The following is a 23,855-nucleotide window of genomic DNA, read 5'->3' as shown; positions in this document are numbered from 1 at the left end:
CGGGCGTCGTTAACACGCGACGCGCGCCGGTTTCGCCGTGGCGCGCAGTTCGTCGAGCAGCGCGCGCGCCGCTTCCAGACGCTGCCGGAGCGCCGGCGAGGCGGTCGTGATCGGCATGCGCGTTTCTGCCGTCACGCTTGCGTCCAGCGACATCATCGCCTTGATCGCGCTCGGGTTGGGCGCGCTAAAGAGCATGCGCAACACGGGTTCGAGGCCCATGAAGCAGCGGCGCGCGTCTTCGTCGCGGGCTTCGCCGAATAGCCGCTGCACTTCGGCGAGCAGGTCGGCGCAGACGTGCGCGCTCGCGAGTATGCCGCCCGACGCGCCCGCGTACAGGCAGTCGAGAAACGCGTCGTCGCTGCCGCATAGCATGTCGATGGGCAACGCGCCGAAGGCGGCGAAGCGCTCGCGCGCGCACGCCTTGATCGCCTTGACGTTGGCGATCTGCGCCAGCGCGCGCACGCTGGCTTCCTCGATCGCCACGCCGGTTCGGTGCGGCACGTCGTACAGCACGATCGCGCGTTCGGTGGCTTGGGCGATCTGCTCGAAGTGCCACACGACTCCGGCCTGATCCGGGCAAAGATACGCGGGCGCGCAAACCAGATAACCGTCGAGATGCCAGGCTTCCAGGCGGTGGATTTCGTCGACGAACGCGGCGGTGTCGATGCCGCCCACGCCCGCGATGACCGGCACGCGCCCCGCGGCGACCGAGGTGACGGCCTGCAACACCATGGCGCGCTCGCGGCGGTCGAGCAGTGCGGCCTCGCCGGTCGTGCCCAGCGCGACGAGCCCTGCGATGCCGCCGGACACGTGGCGCTCCACCAAGGCTTCGAGCGCCGCCACATCCACCGCGCCCGAGCGGAACGGCGTGACGAGCGGCAACCAGATTCCCGTGAACATGTCAGTGCGCTCCCGTGTTGATGCGCGGGCGCAGCGCGCCGACCGTCGCGGCCGGAACCGCCTTCAACAGCATGTGCAGCGTGAAGCCGAAGTCCTCGGGCGCGATGTCGAGGCGAACCGTGATCGAATCGCCGCGTTCGCGGGTTGCCTTCACGTACACGCCGAGCGGCGAATGCAGCAGCAAGGCCAGATGCGAACGCGTTTGCGCGAGCGATGGGCCTTCGAGCACGATGTCGAGCCAGGCGCGCGCCGCGCGGAACGGCAGGATTTTCGCGCTCGGGCGGCGCGTGACGCGAGGGGTAGCGGAAACGGCGAAGGAAGGTGCGTGAGCCATGCTGTCGGGCACGTCGTGCGTGCGTGGTGTCGATGCCGTTCAGCTTAGCGAGGTTCGCGTAAAACACGCGTAAAAATGCGGGGCGTTGCCGTAACGAACATGACGGGCGCGATGCGCGCCGTCGACGCGAACATCAATCGGGCAGCGCCAGTTCGGGATTGAGTTCCAGATGCAGCGCGACCAGCCAGCGCTTCGGGCAGCGCGCGGCGATCACCACGCTCGCGCCGCGCGCGGCGTCGATAGCCGTGCCGATAAAGCCGTTCTGCTTCGCGCTATGCCACGCGGCGCGCGCATCGGCCACCAGCCATTGACTCACCAGCATGCAGGTCGCGCAACTGAAGATCAGCGTGGGCGTTTCGCCGATGCCGGGGTCGAGGCTTTGCGTGGCAAACGTGAATACGGCCGTGAGCAGTTGATCGACGCCGATGGTCAGCAGCACGACCTTGAGCCAGCCGCGCCAGCGCATCCCCGCGCGCAGATGACGGCGGGTCGCCTCGTCCGAGGTGAGGGGACGTTTGTCGCGAGGTTCCGGCGTGTTCATTGCTGCGCTTCGATCGTTCGACTTGGGTGCGTGCCAGTCTACGTAGCGCGTGCGGGCGTCACAAGAAAAAATGTCGTAAAAATAGCGGGAAAATCGGCGAATTACACGTTCGCCGATGCGGCTTCGAGGCGCGGGACGGGCGTTCGAAACCTTGGCGCCGGACCTTGAAGCCGCGGCGGCGAAGCGATGCCTTCGCAGCCAGCGCGGGCGCCGCTGCCGCTCGCGGTTTTCGTCCACCGAGCCGGACGGCAGCGGCACCCGCCAGCCGATCAGGATCAGCCTGCAAACGCAGGTCCGTTCGGCTTGAGGCGCATGCCGGGCTTGAGATGCCGCCACGGCAGATCGGCGGGATCGGCGGTCATCGGGCCAGGCGCTTTCGCGACGAGCACGGCGCGCGCGATCGGCTCGAAGTCGGCGCGAAAATGCACGGAACTCTTGTTCACGAGAATCTTCATGCGCTCGGGTTCGATGCCGGCCACGCGGTAGAGATTGCGGTCGAGCATTTGCGCTTTCGTGGAACTCACCGCGAGCAGCACGCCGCCGATCCGCAGGCATGCCACCGGTCCCAGCTCCACCTCCATGCCGTGCATCATCGGGCCGTCGTAGCGGCAGCGGCCGTCGGAGAGCGCAACCACTTCGAAATGGCCTTCGAACGGCGTGTCGCCGGGCACGCCGCTCTTGCCGCCGAGCGAGAACGCGAGCGTCGCGCCCACGCCTGCCGCGTGCGCGGCCGCGGCGGCTTCGCGGTCGAAGAACAGGCCCATGGCGGCGTCCTGCACGTTCGCGGCCACGAGCGCGCGCAGCATGCCCGCCGTGTTCGAATCCGCGCCCGCACCGGGGTTGTCCTGCGTGTCGGCGATCACGACCGGCCCGGCTTGCGCGTGCGCCGCGTCCGCGCCAAGGCGCAGCGCTTCGGCCACGGCCGCGTCGGGCGAGAGGAACGGCACTTGCCAGCGGGCTTCGTCGGCGATCATGCGTTCGTAGAGCGCGCCGACCGCCGCTTCGACGGCCTCGGGCGTATCGCCGTAACCCCAGATCACCGGGCCGCATTCGGGGAAATCGGCCGCCGGAAAGCCGGGCGCGAACGACAGCGACTGCACGCCGCCGCGCCGCTCCTGCTCGCCGAGCAGCGCGTACATCGAGCGCGACGGTTCCAGCAGCGTACACATGCCGTTGATCGGGATGAGAAAGGGCAGGCGGCGCACGGCGCGCGCGAACGGCGTGCCGCGCCCGAACAGCGTGTTCAGCAGCGCGGCGGCGCGCGCACCGGTTTCGGCCATGTCCACGTGCGGATACGTGCGGTACGCCACCAATGCGTCGGCGTTCGCGAGCATGCGTTCGGACACGTTCGCGTGCAGGTCGAGCGAAGCGACGACGGGCACCGCCGCGCCCACGGCGCGCCGCACGCGCGCGAGCAATTCGCCTTCGCCGTCGTCGAAATTCTCGCTGACCATCGCGCCGTGCAGGTCGAGATACACGGCGTCGAAGCCGCCGCGCTCCACCGCCGCGAGGATCTCGCCGGCAATGCGCTCGTAGGCGTCGGCGCTCACGTGCGCGGACGGGCTCGCGCCCGCCCACAGCACCGGCACGAGGTTCCAGCCGGCGGACTCGGCGGCGCGGATGAAGCCGCCCGCCGGCAGATTGACGTCGCGCAGTTCCAGCATGGCCGCGCCGCGCGGCATGGCCGGATGGCCCTCGCCGCGCTCGAAATTGTCGTAGTTGGCCCTGGAAGGCGCGAAGGTATTGGTTTCGTGCTGGAAGCCTGCGATGAGGATGGTCTTGGACAAGGCGAAAGTCTCCGGGCTGGCGCTGAGGCGGCGGCGTGCCGCCGCGTGGTGTGGCGCGGTGCGGCGGGCGCGCGCCCGCGCGGTTTAAAAGGCGTGCGGTATCGGGCAAATAAGGGCGAATAAGGGCGAACAAGGGCGGTGCGGGCGAATACGGGCAAATACGGGAGATGCGCGGCGGCGGCAAGGCGCGCCGCCGCCGTGCGTCGGGGCGTGCGTCGCGCGCGTTGTTCGGTGCGCTGTCCGTGCGCGGCCCGTATGCGGTTGGCGTGGCGTTACATGCGGTTCGCGGCGGCGAGCGCTTCCGCCGTGGCGTCGCCGGGCAGCATGTGGCGCCTGGGCACGCGGATCGCCATCAGCAAACCCGCGCCGATCACGAGCAGCGCGACCATGACGTAAAGGCCCGCGTGCAGCGAGCCCGTCATCGACTGCGCGAAGCCGATGATGGTCGGGCTCAAGAAGCCGCCGAGCAAACCGATCGTGTTGATGAGCGCAATGCCGCCCGCCGCCACGTCGCCCTTCAGATACTCGGAAGGAATGGCCCAGAACACCGTGTAGGCGGCCCACATCATCAGCGTGGCGATCGTCATGAACAGCAGCGAGACAACGAGGTGCCCGCCCGACATCGTCGCGACGGCAAGGCTGACGCCCGCCGCGAGCGAAGGCAGCGCGCTGTGCCAGCGGCGCTCGCCGCGGCGGTCGGAACTGCGGCCCACCACGACCATGCCGATCACGGCCGCGAGATACGGAATCGTCGTGTAGAGGCCGATGCGCATCGTGTCGGTCACGCCGTCGGCCTTGAGTATGCTCGGCAGCCAGAAGTTGACCGCGTAGATGCCGCAGATCACGCAGAAGTAGGCGAACGCCATCAAGTAGATGCGCGGGTCGGCGGCCACGCTCAGGAACGAGCCGTGATGCGCCGCCGCGTGGCCGCGCGTTTGCGCGCGCAGCAGCGTGCGTTCCTCGCCGGAGAGCCAGCGCGCGTCCTCGGGGCGGTCGGCGAGCACGAACCACGCGAGCACGCCCAGCACCACGCACGGCAAGCCTTCGATGAGGAACATCCATTGCCAGCCCGCGAGTCCGAGCGCGCCGTTGAAGGCCGTCATCGACCAGGCCGAAAGCGGGCCGCCCACCACGCCCGAGAGCGGCCCGGCCGTCATCACGATGGCGATGGCGCGCGCCATGCGCGCTTCGCCGTACCAATACGTGAGATAGAAGATCATGCCCGGCGCGAAACCCGCCTCGAACACGCCCAGCAGGAAGCGCAGGCCGTAGAACGTGGGCACGTCGCGCACGAACATCATGGCTGCGGAAGTGAGACCCCAGAGCACGAGAATGCGGGCGATGGTGCGGCGCGCGCCCACCTTGGGCAAGAGCAAATTGCTCGGCACTTCGAAAAGCACGTAGCCGAGAAAGAAGATGCCCGCGCCAAGACCGTATACGGCGTCGGAGAGCGAAAGATCGCTTTGCATCTGCAATTTCGCGAAGCCGATGTTGAGGCGGTCGAGGCAGGCGAACAGGTAGCAGATCAGCAGGAACGGCAGGATGCGCCAGTTCAGGCGCCGATAAAGGGCGGCATGGCGCGCGTCGGTTGCGCTCGGCGCGCTCGTCGGGGCAGTGCTCACGGACAGGCTCCTGTGGGATGGGGCTGGCCGGCCGGATGCTGGGAGACCGGCTGGCTTGCGTGGTCGTTCGGCCCGCTTCGGCTTGGGGTTTCGACGATCGTCGGCGGACAATAAACCGTGAGCAATAGCAACTGAAGTCACGTAAAGTTGCCTTTCAGGCAACGCTCGGATCTTTCCCGCCATGCGCGACATCAATCAGAAACGGCTGCGGTATTTCCAGGAAGTGCTCACTCAAGGCTCGATTCGCGGCGCGGCGGACAGCCTGAACACGGCGGCTTCGGTCATCACGCGGCAGATCCGGCTGCTCGAGGAGGAGATCGGCGCGACCTTGTTCGAGCGGCGCGCGCGCGGCGTCGCGCCCACCGAGGCGGCGCAGCATCTCGTCGAATACTGGCGCGGCTGCCAGGCGCAGCAGGAGCAGTTCGAGCACCGGCTTCAGGCGCTGCAAGGGCTACAGCAAGGGCAGGTGCGCATCGCGACGAGCGAAGGCTATATCGACGGCCTGATGGACGAGGTGCTCACGGAGTTCTGCGTGCGCTATCCCAGGCTCGAAGTGGGCGTGGAAGTGTTGCCGGTCAACGACGTGGTGAGCGGCGTGGTGGAAGGGCGCGCGCACATCGGGCTGGCCTACAATCCGCCCGCGCACCCGCATATCGAATACCGCGCGAGCGCCCCCGCGCCCGTGGTGCTGCTCGTGCATCCGCGCCACCCGCTCGCGCAGCGCGCGCCGCCGCTGCGCGTGGACGACCTGCTGCCGTATCCGCTCGCGGTCATGCCGCCCGCGTTCGGTCTCGGCCAGATCGTCCAGATGCTCGCGTATGCCGACAACGTGCATCTCAACGCCACGCTCACGACCAATTCGCTCACGGTGCTCAAGCATTTCGCCAAGAAGGGCGAGGGCGCGACGCTGATGGGGCATTTCGCGGCGATGCACGAAGTGGCGGCGGGCGAACTGCTGGCGCTGCCCGTCCAGCATCCGCTATTTCTTTCCGCGAAGGCGCGCATGCTGGTGCGCGCGGGACGGCCGCTCTCGGCCGCCGCGAACGAATTGTTGCAGTGGATGCTCGCCCGCCTGAGCGCGTTTCGCGAGCGCGAATGACGGCTCGGGCGGCCGTGGCGGCGTTCCCGGCTACGCGCCCAGCTCGATCTGGATGATCGCTTCGTCGTCGGTGAAACGGCCCGTGAGCGTGCCTTCGTGGCCCCGGACGATGGCGTGCGCGATATACAGGCCGAGGCCGAGACCGCCGCGATTCGCGGGATTGTCGAGCGAGCCGCTCTTGAACGGATCGAGCAGCCGTTCGAACGGCAGGGCCGGGCGCTCCAGCACGCGATTGCGAATTTCGATCGAAACGCCCGCCGCCGTGGCGGTGGCCGTGAGCGTGACGGGGTGGCCCGTGTCGCCGTGCTTGCGCGCGTTGCCGAGCAGATTCGTGATGGCCTGGCCGAGCCGGTCGGGATCGACGTGAACGTCGCCGAGCGCGGGATCGAGCCGCGTTTCGAGCGTCATGCCGGGATGCGTGAGGCGCGCCTGTTCGGCAACCGATTCGAGCAGGCCGCGCAGCGCGACATCGACGCGATGTAGCCCGAGGCCCATGCCCGAGCGAATGCGGCTCACGTCGAGGATATAGCCGATCAGCGACTGCATGCGCCGCGTCGAGCCTTCCACGCGCCGCGCGGTGTCGTTGCCCGAAGCGAGGCCGCGGCCCATCAGCAGCATGGCCATGTTGATCGCCTGCAACGGGTCGCGCAGATCGTGGCCGAGCGTGGCGAGCAAGGTGGTGCGCGCGCGCTCGGACTCGCGCATCTGTATGAGCGCCACTTCCTGAAGGATCGAGCGCAGCTCGCGCGCGGCCGCCTGGTCCATGTCGCTCCACTCGCGGCTGCGGCCCGTCACGGTCTGCTTCCAGACTTCGAACGAACCGCGCGGCGTGAGGCGCGGGCCGTTCGGGCCGGTGGCCACCACCTTGTCGGGCGGCCCGCCCCAGTGGATCGTTTCCACGAGTTCGTCGCGCAGCCAGATGATGGTCTTGCGGCTGTCGCCGAGCATCTGGATGGCGAGGCAGCCTGCCACGCCTTCGGCCTTCAGGTCGTTGGCCAGCGCTTCGGGCAGCACGCCGCCGACGCACGCGCTCACGAAAAAATCGACGCTTTCGCGCGCGAGATGGTGCGAGAGTTCGAGCAGCACTTCGCGGCGCATCGCGCGATGGCCGCCGCGCACGGCCACTTCGCCGTCGACGACGATGGCCACCGCCTCGCAATGCACGAGCGCCGCGATGTCGGCCGCCGCGCCCACGAGGCCCGCGAACGGCGACTCCGCCAGCGCGAGCGCGTCGGCGATACGGGCGCGCTGGTCGTGAATCCGGCGGTCGGCGAGGGCGCGCTGGTTCGACTCGATCTGCGCGATCAGGATCGACACGACCTGCGTGAGCACCGTCGACGAAAGCCGCACCGCGTGCGAGGCGCGAAAGGGCTTCATGTGATGGCAGGCGAAGAGACCCCAGAGCTGCCCGTCGCGCACGATGGACACGCTCATGGACGCGCCCACGCCCATGTTGCGCAAATATTCGATATGGATGGGCGAGACGCTGCGCAGCACGGAATGGCTCAGGTCGAACGGCACGCCCGTTTGCGGATGCGTGGGCGGCTCGATGGCGACCGGTTCCGCGTTCACGTCGGCGATCTGCCGGATCGGGTTGAGCACGTAAAGGCGGCGCGCCTGCTGGGGAATGTCGCTGGCGGGATAGCGCTGCTGGAGATACGGCACGAGGTCGTCGCGTTTGGCTTCCGCGATGACTTCGCCGCTGCCGTCCGGCATGAAACGATAGCCCATCACGCGGTCGAAGCCCGTCATGGAGCGGATCGCCTCGGCGGCGGCTTGCAGCAGCTGCGGCACGTCTTCGTGGCGCGCGCCTTGCAAGCGCTGGATCGCGCGTTGGGCGAACAGCGCGAACTGCGTGGCGGCGGGCGCCTTGAGGCTGATCTGCTCGAATTCCACGACGAGCAGATCGCCGGACCAGTGAAGGATGAGGTCGAAGCGTTCGCCGTTCGCGCCCTTGCACTCCACGCTTTCGTCCTGCAAGGCGCGGTCGGCGAGCGCCGCGCGAATCGTCTGGCGCGAAAGCGGGCTCAGATGTTCGTCGCGGATCGTCTCGCCGGGCGCCGGCACCGCGCCGAGCCAGAATGCGGCGTTGGCGCTGCGCGTGACGAGCCGCCCTTGCGCGTCGAAGCACAGCAAGGCGCCGTGCGGCTGGATGCGCCCCAACAGGTGGATGGGCTCGCGGTCGCAGCTCGCAACGATTTCGGTGATTTCAGGTGCGTTCAATGGGATCGTGTCGTGTCGCCGCCAAAAACGGCCTTGGCTCCGCGTGAAAGCGCAACGCCCGCGAAACCTCGTCGTATTGCGGGACGAGCGTTGTTCAGGCGATTCGCGGGAAGCTTTCGCGATTGTACGATTCAGTGGGCGCAATAGGAATATTCCGCGCGTTTTTCGAGGGCGGCGTTGTCGGCAATCATGGGAAACGGGCGCCGCCGCGCGGCGGCCGCAGCGGTTCGCCCTTATGTGGGCTTATGTGGGGCTCGAACGATGCGACTATTTTGCGCAGCGTCGCACGTCTACAGAACCAGCTTGAATCCCGCGCCGTAGACCGACTGCACGATGTCCTCGCCCGGCGCGATCGCTTCGAGCTTGCGGCGAATCTTCCGTACGTGGCTGTCCACGGTCCGGTCCTCGACGACGCGCCCGTCCGTGTAAAGCCGGTCGATCAGCAGGTTGCGCGAAAACACCTGCGCCGGCCGGCTGGCGAGCGTTGCGAGCAGGCGGAATTCGATCGGCGTGAGGTCGAGCGTGACGCCCTGATAACTCGCCTGAAGCTTCGCTTCGTCCAGTTGCAACGGGCTGGTTTCCGGGTGGGCGTGAATGCGCGTGCGCCGCAGGATCGCCTTGACCCGCGCAACCAGTTCGAGCGGGCTGAACGGCTTGCACACGTAATCGTCCGCGCCGATTTCAAGCCCCAGCAAGCGGTCGATCTCGTCGACTTGCGCGGTGACCATGATGACCGGCACGTCGCTGTGCTTGCGCAAATCGCGGCAGATGTCGCGGCCGTCCTTACCGGGCAGCCTCAGGTCGAGGATGATGAGATGCGGCATGCGTTGCGCGATGGCCGCCTCGACCGCGAGGCCGTCGGCGATCCAGCGCGGCGCAAAACCGGCGGCGCGCATGAAATCCACGACGACCAGCGCGAGCTTCGGTTCGTCCTCGACGATCAGAATGTCGATATCGACGCTATTGGTCACGAAACGTCCCTTTGACGTGAAAGCGATCGCGATCCACGGGCCGCGTTGCGCTGCCTGGGCCGCACGGATGTTTCCCGGCCCGGCTCCGGCTGCATGCCTCGCGCGCCGCGACGATGCCGCGACGATGCCGCGGCGGACGCCGGGCCGAGTCCCGCGCCATCGGCGAAAAAAGCGCTTGCCGGGTGCATCGCGCACGGTTGGCGAGATCATCGCGGCGATTCTACTGTGAAGCGCGGGCATTGAACCGCCGCCCGCGCGACTTCCTAATTTCTTGCGAATTTGCTCGGGATAATCGATGCATCGGGCGTAGACCGCGCTCCAGGCATCGAGGCTCATGACATGCAATTCCCGCTTTCCGGGCGCTTGCGCAGTACGGCGCTGCTGGTTGCCGTCGCTTTTTCGGCGCTGCTGGCGGCCTGCTCGCAGTCGTCGAAGCACACCCAGCAAAAAGTCCAGACCGTGCAGGTGCTGACGGTGAAGGACACCGCGTTCACGCAGTCGGTATCGCTGCCGGGGCGCACGACGGCTTATCTGACTTCGCCCGTCACGCCCCAGGTGACCGGCGTGATCCAGAAGCGACTCTTCACGGAAGGCGGTGCGGTGCGTGCCGGCCAGGTGCTCTATCAGATCGATCCCGCGCCGTATCGGGCGACTTTCGATGCCGACGCGGCCGAACTGGAAAAAGCGCAGGCCGCGTTGCTGTCGGCGAAGCCGATCGCCGACCGCGACGAAAAGCTCGCCGCGATCGACGCGATCAGCAAGGAAACGCTGGAAGAAGCGCAAGCCACGCTGAAGCAGGACGAAGCCACGATCGACGCGGACAAGGCCGCGCTCGAAAGCGCCCGCATCAATCTCGGCTATACGCGCGTGAGCGCGCCGGTGAGCGGCACGATCAGCGCTTCGGCCTTCACGCCGGGCGCGCTCGTCACCGCGGACCAGACGACCCCGCTCGCGACCATCTACGCCTATGACCCGATGTATCTCGACGTGACGGAATCGAGCACGCAAGTGCTGGCGTTGCGTAAGCAACTCGCGTCGGGGGCGCTCAAGACCGACGCGCAGGGCAACGCGAAGGTGCGCATCACGCTGGAGGACGGCACGAACTACGCGCATGAAGGCACGCTGCAATTCGCCGGCGTGGGCGTCGATCCCGCTACCGGCACGATCACGTTGCGCGTGATCGTGCCGAACCCGGAAAAGCTGCTGCTGCCGGGCGAATATCTTCATGCGGTGGTGGGGCAAGGCATTGACGAGCGCGCGATTCTCGTGCCGCAGCAGGCGGTCACGCACGACCAGCGCGGCAACGCGACCGCGTTGATCGTGGATGCGCAGAACAAGATCGAGCCGCGCACGCTGACGCTCGCGGGCACCGCCGACAACAATCAGTGGGTCGTGACGGGCGGATTGTCGGCGGGCGAGCGCATCGTGGTGACAGGCTCGCAGTTCGTGAACCAGGGCGATACGGTGAAGGCCGATGAGTTGCCGCAGTCCGCCGCTGACGACGCGGCGCCGGAAGCCGCGAGCGCTCCGTCGGGCCAGGCATCCGCTTCGGCGTCCGCGTCCGCTTCGGCGAACTGACGGAGCCGGCGCATGCGTATCGCACACTTCTTTATTGATCGTCCGGTTTTCGCGTGGGTTCTGGCCATCATCGTCACGCTGGTCGGCGCGTTCGCCATCACGCAGTTGCCGCTTGATCAGTACCCCGAAATTGCGCCGCCGACGATCCAGATCAGCGCCACGTACAGCGGGGCGTCGGCGCAGACCAATCAGGACGCGGTCGTGCAGGTGATCGAGCAGCAGATGGTCGGGCTCGACAACCTCATGTACATGTCGTCGAGCGCGAACGCCGAGGGCACCATTTCGATCAAGCTCACGTTCGCGGCCGGCACCAATCCGAACACGGCGCAAGTGCAGGTGCAGGACCAGTTGCAGGCCGCCAACGCGCTGCTGCCCTCGCAGGTGCAGCAAAGCGGCGTGACCGTGCGGAAGGCGTCGCCGGACACGTTCATGGTGTTCAATCTCGTGTCCGAGGACGGCAAGATGAGCAAGGCTGCCATCGCGGACTATCTGTACAGCGATCTGGAAGAGACGATCGAGCGGCTGCCCGGCGTGGGTCAGGCGCAGCAGTACGGCTATCAATACGCCATGCGGATCTGGCTCGACCCGGGCAAGCTGCAAAAGTATTCGCTCATGCCCTCGGACGTCGTCACGGCCATCGACGCGCAAAACGAAGACGTGGCCGCCGGCGAAGTGGGCGCGACGCCTTCCGTGAAAGGCCAGGAGCTGGACGCCACCATCACGGCGCGCAGCCAGCTCACCACGGCGGCGCAATTCCGCAACGTCGTGCTCAAGACCGGAACCAACGGCGCCCAGGTGCTGCTCGGCGACGTGGCGCGCGTGGATCTCGGCCCGCAGCAATACACGGTGGAGGCGAACTACGACAACAAGCCCGCGGCGGGGCTGGGCCTGCAACTGGCGCCGGGCGCCAACGAAGTGCAGGTCGACAAGGAAGTGCATGATTTCCTGAACAAGCGCGCTTCGACCTTTCCCGCCGGGCTCAAGGTCGAGTATCCGTACGAGATGGTGCCCTTCATCAAGACGGCGATCTCCGAAGTGGTCAAGACGCTGATCGAAGCCATCGTGCTGGTCGTCATCATCATGTTTCTGTTCCTGCAAAACGTGCGCACCACGCTGATTCCCGCTATCGCGGTTCCGGTCGTGCTAATGGGAACGTTCGGCATTCTCGATCTGTTCGGCTATTCGATCAACATGCTGACGATGTTCGGCGTGGTGCTGGCAATCGGGCTGCTGGTCGACGACGCCATCGTGGTGGTGGAGAACGTCGAGCGCCTGATGAGCGAGGAGCATCTGTCGCCGCGCGACGCGACGCGCAAGTCGATGACCGAAATCAGCAGCGCGCTGGTCGCCATTGCGATGGTGCTGTCCGCCGTGCTGTTGCCGATGGCGTTTTTCGGCGGCTCGACCGGCATCATCTACCGGCAGTTCTCCGTTTCGGTGGTGTCGGCGATGGCGCTTTCGGTGCTGGTGGCGTTGACGTTCACGCCGGCGCTGTGCGCGACGATCTTGCGCGACAACCACAGCAAGCCGCAGGGCTGGTTTTTCCGGCGCTTCAATCACGGCTTCGACAAAACCACCAGCCGCTACCGGCGTTACGTCGACAAGCTGCTGCATCATCGCAAGCCCGCCATCGTGCTCTATGTGCTGCTGGTGATCGGCGCGGGCTTCCTGTTCATGCGCCTGCCGACCGCGTTTCTGCCGACGGAGGATCAGGGCGTGCTGATGGTGACGGTCACCGCGCCGGTCGGCGCGACCCGCGAGCGCACCGAGGCGACGATGGCGAAGGTCGAGGACTACATGCTGAAGCAGCCGCCGGTGTCGGCCGTGTTCAACGTGGCCGGCTATGCGGTGGGCAGCAACGGCCAGAACGTCGGCATGATGTACGTGAAGCTCAAGGACTGGAGCGAGCGCACTTCGGCTGCGGAGACGGCGCAGGGTTTCGTCACGAGGGCGTCGCGCGAGCTGGCGCAGTCGGTTCGCGATGCGAAGGTGTTCGTGTTGCAGCCGCCCGCGGTGCGCGGTCTCGGCATCAGTTCGGGCTTCGACATGCAACTGGTCGATCAGGGCAACCTCGGGCACAGCGCGCTCGCCGATGCGCGCGACAAGCTGATCGCGATGGCCAACAAGAGCGGCGTGGTCAGGCAGGTGCGCTTCAACGGCCTGAGCGACACGCCGCAGCTCGCGCTCGACATCGACGACCGGAAAGCGAGCGCGATGGGCCTCGCGATCAGCGACGTCAACACGACGATCGAGGACGCGCTCGGCGGCGTGTTCGTGAACGAGTTCATGGACAACCAGCGCGTGAAGCGCGTCTACGTGCAAGGCGATGCGCCTTTTCGCATGACGCCGGAATCGCTCGAGCAATGGTACGTGCGCAATTCGGCGGGGACCATGGTGCCGTTTTCCGCGTTCGCGACGTCGCACTGGGTGTACGGCGCGCCGGAGCTGGACCGGTATAACGCGCAATCGTCGTTCGAAGTCGTCGGCGATCCGGCGCCCGGCGTCAGTTCCGGGCAGGCCATGAAAACCATGGAGCAACTGGTGGCGAAGCTGCCCAAGGGCATTTCGTTCGCGTGGACGGGGCTCTCGTATCAGGAGCAGTTGTCCGGCAACCAGGCGCCGTACCTGTACGCGGTGTCGGTGCTGTTCGTGTTCCTGTGCCTGGCCGCGTTGTACGAAAGCTGGTCGGTGCCGCTCGCGGTGATTCTGATCGTGCCGCTCGGCGTGCTGGGCGCGTCGCTGGCCACGACGCTGCGCGCGATGTCGAACGACGTGTACTTCCAGGTCGGCTTGCTGGTGACGGTGGGGCTGTCGTCGAAAAACGCCATCCTGATCGTCGAGTTCGCGACGATGCTGGAGCGCGAGGGCGTGGCCACGTTGAAGGCGATCGAGCAGGCGGTCGCGTTGCGCATCCGTCCGATCATCATGACGTCGCTTGCGTTCCTGCTCGGCGTCGCGCCGCTCGTGATCGCATCCGGCGCGGGCGCGGCCGCGCGGCAGTCGATCGGGACGGGCGTGTTCGGCGGAACGTTGATCGGCACGTTGCTGGCGATCTTTTTCACGCCGCTTGCCTATTTCATGGTGCGTACGCTGGGCCGCAAGGGCGGCAACGCGACCGGCCCCGGCGGCGGCCCGGATGCGCCCAGCGACGGCGGAACTTCCCGCGACGGCCGGGACGCCGGGGAAAACGGCACGCCCGGCAAGGACGATGTCGTGCAAACGGATGCGAAGCCACGAGCGACGCCACGAGCGAAGCGCGCCAACCACGCCGCGGAACAGGGAGGCGCGCAATGAATACGGCATTTCGCTGGGCGTTTGCCGGTGCGCTGGTTGCCGGCTTGAGCGCCTGTATCAATCTCGCGCCACAGTATCAAAGGCCGGCGGCGCCCGTGCCGGCTTCGTGGCCCGATGCGGCTTCGTCGCCGTCGGCGGCAACCGGTAGTGCGTCGGGGAACGCCGCGACGGCCGCCGATATCGGTTGGCGCACGTTCTTTGTCGACCCGCGTTTGCAGGACACGATCGCGCTGGCGCTGGCCAATAATCGCGACCTGCGCATCGCCATCCTGAACATCGAAAAAGCGCGCGCCGAATACGGCATTCAGCGCTCGGCGCTGTTCCCCGAAGTCGATCTCGGCGCGCAGCAGGATGCGGGGCGCACGCCCACTTCGGTGCGGCAGGCGCAAACGGACGAATCGCAAAGCGCCACTACGGCCGGGCGCAGCGGCACCACTTCGCATATCTACAGCGCGAATCTCGGCTTCACCTCGTATGAGCTGGACTTGTGGGGCCACGTGCGCAATCTGAGCCAGGCGGCGCTGGAGACTTATCTATCGTCGAAGGAAACGCGCCGCAGCACGCAAATCAGTTTGGTGTCCGAAGTAGCAAGCGACTGGTTGACGCTCGCCTCGGACAAACGTCTGCTCGTGATCGCGCAAGAAACGCTTGCGAGCCAGCAGCGCACGTTCGATCTGGTCGCGCAGGAACATACGCTCGGTGCGTCGAGCGGCCTCGACTACGAGACGGCTCGCGCGAGCCTGCAATCCGCGCGCGACGCCGCGGCGCAGGCGACGACCACCGTCGCGCAGGCGCGCAACGCGCTCGATCTCGTGGCCGGCGCGCCGGTTCCCGACGCCGACTTGCCCGATGCGAGCGTCGATCCGGTGGCGAGCATCACGCGGATTCCGGCGGGCGTGCCGTCCTCGGTATTGCAGCAGCGCCCCGACGTGCTCGCGGCGGAGCATACGTTGAAGGCCGACAACGCCGATATCGGCGCGGCGCGCGCGAACTTCTTCCCGACCATCAGCCTCACGGCGGCACTGGGCTTCGAAAGCCCGGCCCTCGCTTCGCTGTTCACCGGCGGCAATCGGCAATGGTCGTTCGAGCCGGCTGCCTCGCTGCCGATCTTCGACGCCGGTGCGAACCGCGCGACGCTGGAGGCCGCGAAGGTGACGTTGCGCATTGACGTGGCGACGTACGAAAAGACCATCCAGCAGGCCTTCGAGGAGGTCGCGAACGCGCTCGCAACCCGCGCGACGATCAACGAGCAACTCGATGCGCTGACGCAAACGGTCGACGCCGACCAGCACGCTTACGACCTGTCGATGGCGTTGTACCGGGAGGGCAGCGACAGCCTGCTGGATGCGCTGACCGAGCAGCGGCTGCTCTACGCTGCGCAGCAGTCGCTCGTCTCGGCGCAACTGTCGGCGCAGACGAGCCTGGTGACGCTCTATGCGGCGCTGGGCGGCGGCATCGACGAGAACGGCATTGCCGCGCAGCGCACGAAAGCGGCGGTTCGGTGAGGCGCACGCGGTGCGCTAAATCAGCCCGGCCAACTCGCGCAATTTCCCGCGATCGAGCAACGTGATCCATCGCGGCCCCTTGCGCGCTATCGCGCGCTCCGTTTCCAGCGCATTGAGCGCGCGGCTCACTGTTTCGACAGACAGCCCGAGATAGTCCGCCATGTCGCGCCGCCCCATCGGCAGGACGAATTCGCCCGCGAAGCCGTCAGGCGATGCAGCCGCATGCTCGACCCACAGCAAGAACGCGGCGAGCCGCGCGGCGGCCTCGTGTTTTGCCACGGTGATCGTGTGACGCTGCGATGCGCGCAACTCGTGGCACAACTTGCACAGCAGCCCGATGTCGAGGCGCGGATCGCGTTCGAGAATCGCCTCCAGCCCCTCGACCGGAATGCGATACGCGATCAACGGCGTGAGCGCCTGCGCGCTGGAAACATAGCGGCCGTCGACGCTCAAGCCGAGCAGGTCGCGCGGAAAAAGGAATGCCGTGATGCGGCGGTCGCCGTTCGGCTGCGACTGGAACGTTTTGGCGACGCCGCTGATGACGTTGTAGACGAATCGCGCCTCGCCGCCTTCCGCATACATCAGCGCGTTGCGCCGTACGCTCACGAGCTGCGAGATTGCCATGAGCGCATCTTGCTCGGCAACGGAGAGCAACTCGATTGCCGTGCCGTCGCCGCCTTTCTGAAACGGCGCCGCGTAGATGGACGGCCGGTAGCGAAGCGGCGGCTCCACTGGCGTGCTCTCTTGCTCCGGCTTCGCGACTTCGTTGTCGAACCTGTTCATGACTGCCTGTTTCCTTGCTGGCACGATGGCGGCGCGTCGTCCGCGTGAATTGTGTCGTTCACGATACCGGTTCCGCTCCGGTTTCGCTCGTTAGCACCGACGTTCCCGCCGTGTCCTGCACGAGGCGCGCAATGTCCGAAAGCGCGCCGATTGTCGCGCGCCGCCCCGAGCGGCGTGCGAATTCGCTGGCGGCCTCGACCTTCGGACCCATGGAGCCGGCGGCGAAACCGTAGGCCGCGAGCGCGTCCGGATGCGCTTGCCGCACGCGTCGCGCGCGTGCCGTGCCCCAGTCGAGATAAACGCCGTCCACGTCGGTGGCGATCACGAACAGGTCCGCCGCGATCTCATGGGCGAGCAGCGCCGCGCTGCGATCCTTGTCGACGACGGCTTCCACTCCGTCATGCTGCCCGCTTTGCGTTCGAACCACCGGAATGCCGCCGCCGCCCGCGCAAATCACGACTGTGCCGCGCGCGAGCAACGCCTGCACCGCGTCGATCTGAAGAAAGCGCTGCGGCGCGGGGCTCGGCACGACGCGCCGAAAGCCATTGCCGTCGGCGGCGATGCGCCAGCCGTTCGCGCGCGCGGCGGCGTTTGCCTCGTCATGCGTCAGTATCGCGCCAACCGGCTTGTCGGGGCGCGCGAATGCCGGGTCGGCGGCGTTCACTTCCACCATCGTCAGCAGCGTCGCGCACGCGCGGGCGTCGCCCAGACGATTGCGCAACTCCAGCTCGATCAGATAGCCGATCATGCCTTCGGTTTGCGCATCGAGCACGTCCAGCGAAAACCGTTGCGCGGGCGGCGTGTTCTGCGAAAGCGCCGCGAGCAGTCCCACCTGCGGACCGTTGCCGTGCACGATCACGAGTTCGTTGCCCGGCGCGACCGAAGCGAGTTGCGCGGCCGCGTCGCGCACGTTGCGGCGCTGCGCGGCGGGCGTCATCGGCTCGCCGCGCCGCAGTAATGCATTGCCCCCGAGGGCGATCACGATGCGCATGCGAGTTCCCTCAGAGCGCGAGCGTGGCGACCAGCACCGCCTTGATGGTATGCAGGCGGTTTTCGGCCTGCTCGAACACGATGGACGCCTCCGACTCGAACACGTCGTCGGTGACTTCCACGCCGTCGGCCAGCCCGTATTGATCGGCGATCTGCTTGCCGACTTCCGTATGCGAATCGTGCAACGCGGGCAGGCAGTGCATGAACTTCGTGCGCGGATTCCCCGTTTTGGCCAGCAGCGCCGCGTTGACCTGATAGGGCAGCAGCGCCTGGATGCGTTCGCCCCATTTTTCCGGCGGCTCGCCCATCGACACCCAGACGTCGGTATAGATGAAATCGGCGCCCTTGACCGCTTCCCCGGGTTGATCGGTCAGCGTGAGGCGCGCGCCCGTTTTCGCGGCGATCTCGCGGCATTGCGCGATCAGTTCGTCGTGCGGCCACAGATTGCGCGGCGCGCACAGGCGCACGTCCATGCCGAGCTTCGCGCCCACCGTGAGCAGCGAATTGCCCGTGTTGTTGCGCGCATCGCCGATATAGCAGTACGCGATTTCGTGAAGCGGCTTGTCGCTGTGTTCGCTCATGGTCAGAACGTCGGCGAGCATTTGCGTCGGATGAAATTCGTCGGTGAGGCCGTTGTAGACGGGAACGCCCGCGTACTTCGCCAGTTCCTCCACCACCGCCTGGCCGTAGCCGCGATATTCGATCGCGTCGTACATGCGCCCGAGCACGCGCGCCGTGTCTTTCATCGACTCCTTGTGGCCGATCTGCGAACCCGCCGGGTCGATATAGGTGACGTGCGCGCCCTGGTCGTGCGCGGCCACTTCGAACGCGCAACGCGTGCGCGTGGAAGTCTTTTCGAAGATGAGCGCGATGTTCTTGCCCGTGAGGCGCGGCACCTCGGTGCCCGCGTAGCGCGCGCGCTTGAGGTCGCGGGAAAGATCGAGCAGATAGCGAATCTGGCGCGGCGTATAGTCGATCAGCGTGAGGTAGCTGCGATTGTGTACGTTGAACATGATGCAATGTCTCGTGGATAAAGGCCGCGGGTGGCGCGGTTCAGAGGACGATGGGATCGCGCGCGACAGGGCAACTGAGGCAATGACTGCCGCCGCGTCCGCGCCCGAGTTCGCCGCCCGGAATCTCGATCACTTCGACTCCGGCCTGGCGCATCTTGCGGTTCGTGTAGGCGTTGCGGTCGTAGGCAAGCACCACGCGCCGGTCGAGCGCCAGCACGTTGTTGCCGTCGTCCCACTGCTCGCGCTCGCTCTCGTAGCGGTCGCCGCCCGTGGTCAGCACGCGCAGCGATCCCACGCCGAGCGCGTTGGCCACGACGTGGAGAAACTTGCCGCCGTGGCGTTCGTAGCGGATCTGGCCGAGTTCGTCGCCGGGGTAGAGGCTCGTGCAGCGGATCTCGTCGGCGATGTCGGGATAGATGCTCACGAAATCCACATCGAGAAACGAGAACACCGTGTCCAGATGCATGTTCGCGCGCGACTTCGGCATCTGGCAGGCGATCACGCGCCTCGCGCCGTGGCCCGCGAACAGCGCGCGCGCGACCTGGGTGACCGCCTGCGGGCTCGAACGCTCGCCCATGCCGATCAGCACGACGCCGTTGCCGATCGGCATCACGTCGCCGCCTTCGAGCGTTTGCGTGCCGTGATCCTGGTCCGGGTTGCCCCACCAGGTGCGCACCTTGCCGGCAAAGCGCGGATGGAACGCGTAGACGGCCGCGAGCAGCAGCGTTTCCTTGCGGCGCGCGGGCCAGAACATCGGGTGCAGCGTGACGCCGCCATAGATCCACGCGCTCGGGTCGCGCTGGAAGATGAGGTTGACGAGCGGCGGAATCACGAAGTCCGATTGTTCGAGATAGCCGCCGAACAGGCCGCGCGCGTCGAACGGCAATTCCGATTTCGCCACGCCGCCGATCAGCGCATCGGCAAGCCGTTGCGCGGGCAACGACTCCAGCCACAGCCGCAATTCCCGCAACATGCCGGTGCCGACTTCCTCCTCGGAAATGCGGCGGTCGAGAATCCAGTCGCGCGCGGTCGTGTCGAGACAGACCTCGGCGAGCAGATGCTGGAATTCGAGTACTTCCACGTCGTGCTCGCGCAGCACGCGCACGAAGGCATGATGATCCTCGATGGCCTTGTCGACCCAGATCACGTCGTCGAACAGCAGCGCGCCGCAATTCGCGGGGGTGAGCCGGCGGTGCGCGAGGCCGGGCGCGCAGACCATCACGGTGCGCAGTTTGCCCGCTTCCGAATGAACGCCAAAAGACATGGCAAGTTCTCCTGAACGAAGTTATTCGGCGACGACGTAGGTATGGAGCCGCGTGCGCCCGTCGTCGCCGGTCCGGCGGTAGAGGCCCTGGATTTCGTTTTCGAAGCCCGGAAAGCGATTGCCGCCTTCCTCGATCACGCGGAAATAATCGAGCATCGGTTGCGCGTGCGCGTCGTAGCGCTCGCCGGGAACCACCACGCCGATGCCGGGCGGATACACGAGTGCAAGCGTCGCGGCGATGCGGCCCGAGATGCGGTCGATGGGCAGCAGCTCCACGTCGTTGCGCACGAGCGCGTGCATGGCGTCCTGCGGCGTCATGGCGGGCTGCGGGAAGTGCTCGGCGCGGAATTGCTCGCGCTGGAGCCGGCTCACGTCGCACTCGCGATAGAACGCGTGCATCTGCGCGCATAGATCGCGCAAGCCCATGCCCGCATAACGCTCGCGGTGCGCGGCGGCGAACTCCGGCATCGCGTCGTCGAGCGGCGCGTTGTCGTCGTGCAGTTGCTTGAAGCGCACGAGCGCGGAGAGCAGCGTGCCGGCCTTCGACGATTCGAGGCCCGGCGTGAGGAGAAAGAGAATGCTGTTGAGGTCGTTCTTTTCGGGCACGATGCGCTGGCCGCGCAGGAATTCGGCGAGGATCGGAGCGGGAATGCCGTGCTGCGCGTAGCGGCCGCTCGCGCGGTCGAAGCCGGGCGTGAGCAGCGTGAGCTTGTTGGGATCGGTCATCGCGTAGCCGGGCGCGAGCGCACCGAAGCCGTGCCACGCTTCGTTTGGCGCGAGTTCCCAGCAGCGCGGGTTGGAGGCCAGTTCGTCGGTCGACAGGTCTTCCCAGCGTTGCGAAGCGCCGGTCGTGCGCAGCATTTCGAATTCCGGCACGAACTCGGGTACGAACGGATCGAAGAACCAGCGTCGCGCCGGGTCGCTTTGCGTGGCCGCGTATTCGTCGCGCAGCGCGCGAATTTTCTTGCGCAGTTCGATACCCAGCCGGATCGTGTCGTCCCACAGCACTTCGCCCTGACGCCCGCGCATCATCTGCGCGCCCACGTCGAGCGAAGCGAACAGCGGATAGAACGGCGACGTCGACGAGTGCTGCATGAACATCTCGTTGAAGCGCCAGTGACTGACCTGGCGGCGCTGGCCGTTCAGGTGCGCATCCTTGATGTGGATTTGCGAGGCTTGCGAAAAACCCGCGAGCTGTTTGTGCGTCGATTGCGTCGCGATGATGCCGGGCGCGTTTGCGTCGAGCCCGCGCACGCCCATCGCGAAGCGTCCGCGAAACAACGGATGAAACTTCATGAAGCCCGCCCACGCTTCGTCGAACACGATGTAATCGCAAAGCGGCCCCAACTTTTCGACGATCAGTTGCGCGTCGTAGATCGTGCCGTCGTAGGTGCATTGCTCGATCACGGCCACGCGAAACGGTCGTGCGCGCGTGGCCGCATCGGCGTCGTTCACAAGCGGGTGGCGGCGGATCGCGTCGCGAATCGCGGTTTCGTCGAGCGCGGCGAAGTCGATCGGGCCGATCAGGCCGTGCGCGTTGCGCGTGGTCGGCAAGTAGACCGGAATGCCGCCGGCCAGCAGCAGCGCGCCGTGGTGCGCGGCCTTGTGGTTGTTGCGGTCGAACAGCACGAGGTCGCCGGGCGCGACGAGCGCGCTCAAGGCAATCTTGTTCGAAGTCGACGTGCCGTTGAGCACGAAGTAGGTGCGCTCCGCGCCGAAGATGCGCGCGGCCGCTTTCTGCGCGGCAAGCGCCGGGCCTTCATGCACGAGCAGATCGCCCAGCCCGACCACCGAGTTGTCGAGATCGTTGCGAAACACCGCTTCGCCCAGATGCTTGACGAACGCGCGCCCGACCGGGCTTTTCTGATAGAACACGCCGCCGTTGTGGCCGGGGCAGGTCCACATCTGGTTGGCCTCGCCCGCATAGTCGACCATGGCGCCGAAGAACGGCGTCTTGAGCGATTCGGCATAGGCATGCAAATGACCGATGAGGTTGCGTGCGACGAACTCCGGCGTGTCCTCTTCGACGAACACATAACCGGTGACGAGACGCAGCACGCGTACCGGAATCTCCTCAAGCAAATGGCGCTCGGCCAGAATGAAGATCGGCATCTCCAGTCCGCGGTCGCGAACGAACTGCACGAAGGCTTCCACTTCGTTCTCGGGCTCGGCCGACGACCATTCGACGACGATGCAACCGGTCGCGGCGTCGCTGCGCACGGCCGATGCGGCGTCGGCCGTGGTTGCCATTTGCGCGACATCGTAGCCTTGGCGCGAAAGCTCGTCGACGATGCGGCCCACGCGCGACTGCGGGAACGTGCGCGGCTGCGGCGCGGCGCAGCAGAACAGAAAACCGAACAACCGGTCGTATGACATGAGATTCACCTGTTCAGGATGCCGAACGAAATCAGCCGATGGAAACGATGCCTTTGGCGAACAGCACGAGCGCGACCACGGCGGCGAGCACGAGCACGATCACGGCGACGCGCTCGCGCGCGGTGAATACCAGCGCGTGAGGGTCTTTTTCGCGCTGCGCGTACCAGAACACGGGAATGCCGATCACGAAGAAAATCGTCGACATCAGCAGATAGGTCGGCCCGGCGGCATAGAGCAGCCACGCCGAATAGACGGTGCCCAGCACGCCGGTCCAGAGCGACGCGCGCTTGCCTTCGCCCGCGTGCACCTGAAAACCCTTTTGCGTCGCGCACTTCCAGAGAAAGCCGGTGCTCGCGAGGTAAGGCGGCAAGATCATCACGCCCGCCACGCTGATGAGCCACATCCACGCATCGTGCGCGAACAGCACCACGAACATCATGGCCTGCATGACCGCGCTCGACAGCCACAGCGAAGGCGCGGCGGCGTGGTGGCGGTTTTCGTGCGAGAGCACGCGCGGAAAGATGTTGTCCTTCGCGGCGGCATACGGCAGTTCCGCAACCAGCACGGTCCAGGCGAGCCAGCAGCTCAACACCGAGAACAGCAGCGCGACGACCACGAAAATCGCGCCCCAATGCCCGACGAGTTGTTGCAGCACGTAAGCCGACGAAGGATTCTGCAAGCCCGCGAGCGTCTTTTGCGGCATGACGCTGAAGGGCAGCGCGGAGAGCAGGAAGTACAGCGTCGTACACACCGCGAGGCCGATGAACGTGGCGGTGCCGACCTGGTGCTGATCGCGCGCGCGGTCGGAAACGACCACGGCGCCTTCGATGCCGATGAACACCCAGAGCGTCACCATCATCGTGCTCTTGACCTGCGCGAGCGTGCCGCCGAGGTGCTGCTGCTGGCCCCACACGTCGAACGAGAATTGCCCTTTCTGGAAGAACATCGCGATCACGACAATGGCGATCGAGAGCGTGACGATGTTCACGACGCTCGCCATCGAATTGAGGATGGCGGTGCGTTTCACGCCCGAAAGCACCATGAAGTGCATGACCCAGATGAGCAGCGATCCGCCCACGATCGACTGCCAGTTCTTGCCGTCGAGCGCCGGGAAGAAGTAACCGAGCGTCTGCATGATGAGCACGGCGAACGCGACGTTGCCGAACGCGGAGCTGAGCCAGTAGCCCCACGCCATTTCGAATCCGGCGAACTTGCCGAAGCCTTCGCGCGCATACGAATAGATGCCGGCGGTCAGGTCGGGCCGCTGGTCGGCGAGCGTGCGAAACGAGTTGGCGAGAAAGAACATGCCCACGAGCGTGACGACCCACGCGATGGCGATCGCGCCGAGCCCCGCGCCGGCGGCCATGTTCTGCGGCAGGTTGAAGGCGCCGCCGCCGATCATCGAGCCGACCACGATGCCGCTCAACAGCACCACGCCCAGCTTGCGCGTGTCAGGGCCGCCGCCCTTGCCGACGGGCCTGGGTGGCTGCGCAGGCGTGGCGAGGCCGGTTTTTTCCGCTGTCGGTTGATTCATTGTCGTTCTCCGGGAAGGTGGGGCCGGCGGCGTGGCGCGAG

General features: G+C 66.5%; 17 protein-coding genes. 4 read left to right on the top strand and 13 right to left on the bottom strand.

Annotation, left to right across the window (positions count from 1 at the left end; genetic code table 11):
• Positions 1–9 precede the first annotated feature (9 nt).
• The 5 genes from U5805_RS09740 to U5805_RS09720 form a co-directional block, all read right to left on the bottom strand.
• A complete protein-coding gene (locus U5805_RS09740) occupies positions 10–900 on the bottom strand; it encodes a 4-hydroxy-tetrahydrodipicolinate synthase (RefSeq protein WP_322103258.1) in 891 nt (296 codons plus the stop codon).
• 1 nt (position 901) lies between these two features.
• Positions 902–1,234 carry a hypothetical protein gene (locus U5805_RS09735; protein ID WP_322103257.1) on the bottom strand — a complete coding sequence of 111 codons (333 nt, stop codon included), beginning with the start codon at positions 1,232–1,234 and terminating at the stop codon, positions 902–904.
• Positions 1,235–1,367: 133 nt separating this feature from the next.
• On the bottom strand, positions 1,368–1,775 hold the full coding sequence (locus U5805_RS09730; RefSeq protein ID WP_322103256.1) for a hypothetical protein: 408 nt from the start codon (positions 1,773–1,775) through the stop codon (positions 1,368–1,370).
• 275 nt (positions 1,776–2,050) lie between these two features.
• Positions 2,051–3,562 (bottom strand): M81 family metallopeptidase, encoded by a 1,512-nt coding sequence (locus tag U5805_RS09725; protein WP_322103255.1) that lies wholly within the window; start codon positions 3,560–3,562, stop codon positions 2,051–2,053.
• A gap of 272 nt (positions 3,563–3,834) precedes the next feature.
• Complete coding sequence (locus tag U5805_RS09720; RefSeq protein ID WP_322103254.1) at positions 3,835–5,184, bottom strand: MFS transporter; 1,350 nt, start codon at positions 5,182–5,184, stop codon at positions 3,835–3,837.
• Positions 5,185–5,365: 181 nt separating this feature from the next.
• Between U5805_RS09720 and U5805_RS09715 the strand changes: the two genes are divergently transcribed.
• Positions 5,366–6,283, top strand: a complete 918-nt coding sequence (locus U5805_RS09715) for a LysR family transcriptional regulator (RefSeq protein ID WP_322103253.1) — start codon at positions 5,366–5,368, stop codon at positions 6,281–6,283.
• A gap of 30 nt (positions 6,284–6,313) precedes the next feature.
• On the opposite strand, the gene U5805_RS09710 is transcribed toward U5805_RS09715, so the two are convergent.
• Entirely contained in the window at positions 6,314–8,506 is a 2,193-nt protein-coding gene (locus tag U5805_RS09710; RefSeq protein WP_322103252.1) for a GAF domain-containing protein, read from the bottom strand.
• A 290-nt stretch (positions 8,507–8,796) separates the two neighbouring features.
• Positions 8,797–9,477, bottom strand: a complete 681-nt coding sequence (locus U5805_RS09705; protein WP_322103251.1) for a response regulator — start codon at positions 9,475–9,477, stop codon at positions 8,797–8,799.
• Positions 9,478–9,816: 339 nt separating this feature from the next.
• Here U5805_RS09705 and U5805_RS09700 point away from each other — a divergent pair, with 339 nt between their 5' ends.
• From U5805_RS09700 to U5805_RS09690, 3 genes are read left to right on the top strand one after another with little or no spacing between them, the layout of a single operon-like run.
• Positions 9,817–11,055 carry an efflux RND transporter periplasmic adaptor subunit gene (locus U5805_RS09700; protein WP_322103250.1) on the top strand — a complete coding sequence of 413 codons (1,239 nt, stop codon included), beginning with the start codon at positions 9,817–9,819 and terminating at the stop codon, positions 11,053–11,055.
• Between the two features lie 18 nt (positions 11,056–11,073).
• A complete protein-coding gene (locus U5805_RS09695) occupies positions 11,074–14,349 on the top strand; it encodes an efflux RND transporter permease subunit (RefSeq protein WP_415914567.1) in 3,276 nt (1,091 codons plus the stop codon).
• On the top strand, positions 14,346–15,854 hold the full coding sequence (locus U5805_RS09690) for an efflux transporter outer membrane subunit (RefSeq protein WP_322103248.1): 1,509 nt from the start codon (positions 14,346–14,348) through the stop codon (positions 15,852–15,854). The genes U5805_RS09695 and U5805_RS09690 overlap by 4 nt, the downstream gene beginning before the upstream one ends.
• Before the next feature lie 15 nt (positions 15,855–15,869).
• On the opposite strand, the gene U5805_RS09685 is transcribed toward U5805_RS09690, so the two are convergent.
• Genes U5805_RS09685 through U5805_RS09660 form a run of 6 tightly spaced genes read right to left on the bottom strand, consistent with a single transcriptional unit; the run spans position 15,870 to position 23,814 of the window.
• Positions 15,870–16,637, bottom strand: a complete 768-nt coding sequence (locus U5805_RS09685; RefSeq protein WP_322103247.1) for a Crp/Fnr family transcriptional regulator — start codon at positions 16,635–16,637, stop codon at positions 15,870–15,872.
• Positions 16,638–16,695: 58 nt separating this feature from the next.
• The gene (locus U5805_RS09680) at positions 16,696–17,628 is read right to left on the bottom strand and encodes a carbamate kinase (protein WP_322103246.1); all 933 of its coding nucleotides are present in this window, start codon (positions 17,626–17,628) and stop codon (positions 16,696–16,698) included.
• 10 nt (positions 17,629–17,638) lie between these two features.
• Positions 17,639–18,643 (bottom strand): ornithine carbamoyltransferase, encoded by a 1,005-nt coding sequence (locus U5805_RS09675; protein ID WP_322103361.1) that lies wholly within the window; start codon positions 18,641–18,643, stop codon positions 17,639–17,641.
• 37 nt (positions 18,644–18,680) lie between these two features.
• Entirely contained in the window at positions 18,681–19,904 is a 1,224-nt protein-coding gene (locus U5805_RS09670) for an arginine deiminase (RefSeq protein WP_322103245.1), read from the bottom strand.
• A 21-nt stretch (positions 19,905–19,925) separates the two neighbouring features.
• Entirely contained in the window at positions 19,926–22,280 is a 2,355-nt protein-coding gene (locus U5805_RS09665; RefSeq protein WP_322103244.1) for an Orn/Lys/Arg decarboxylase N-terminal domain-containing protein, read from the bottom strand.
• Between the two features lie 31 nt (positions 22,281–22,311).
• Positions 22,312–23,814: a basic amino acid/polyamine antiporter gene (locus U5805_RS09660; protein WP_322103243.1), complete on the bottom strand. Its 1,503-nt coding sequence runs from the start codon at positions 23,812–23,814 to the stop codon at positions 22,312–22,314.
• Positions 23,815–23,855 lie beyond the last annotated feature (41 nt).

Origin of the sequence: Paraburkholderia sp. J41, assembly GCF_905220235.1 — a bacterium.
GTDB lineage: Bacteria > Pseudomonadota > Gammaproteobacteria > Burkholderiales > Burkholderiaceae > Paraburkholderia.
This window is presented reverse-complemented; position numbering and strand designations above follow the sequence as displayed.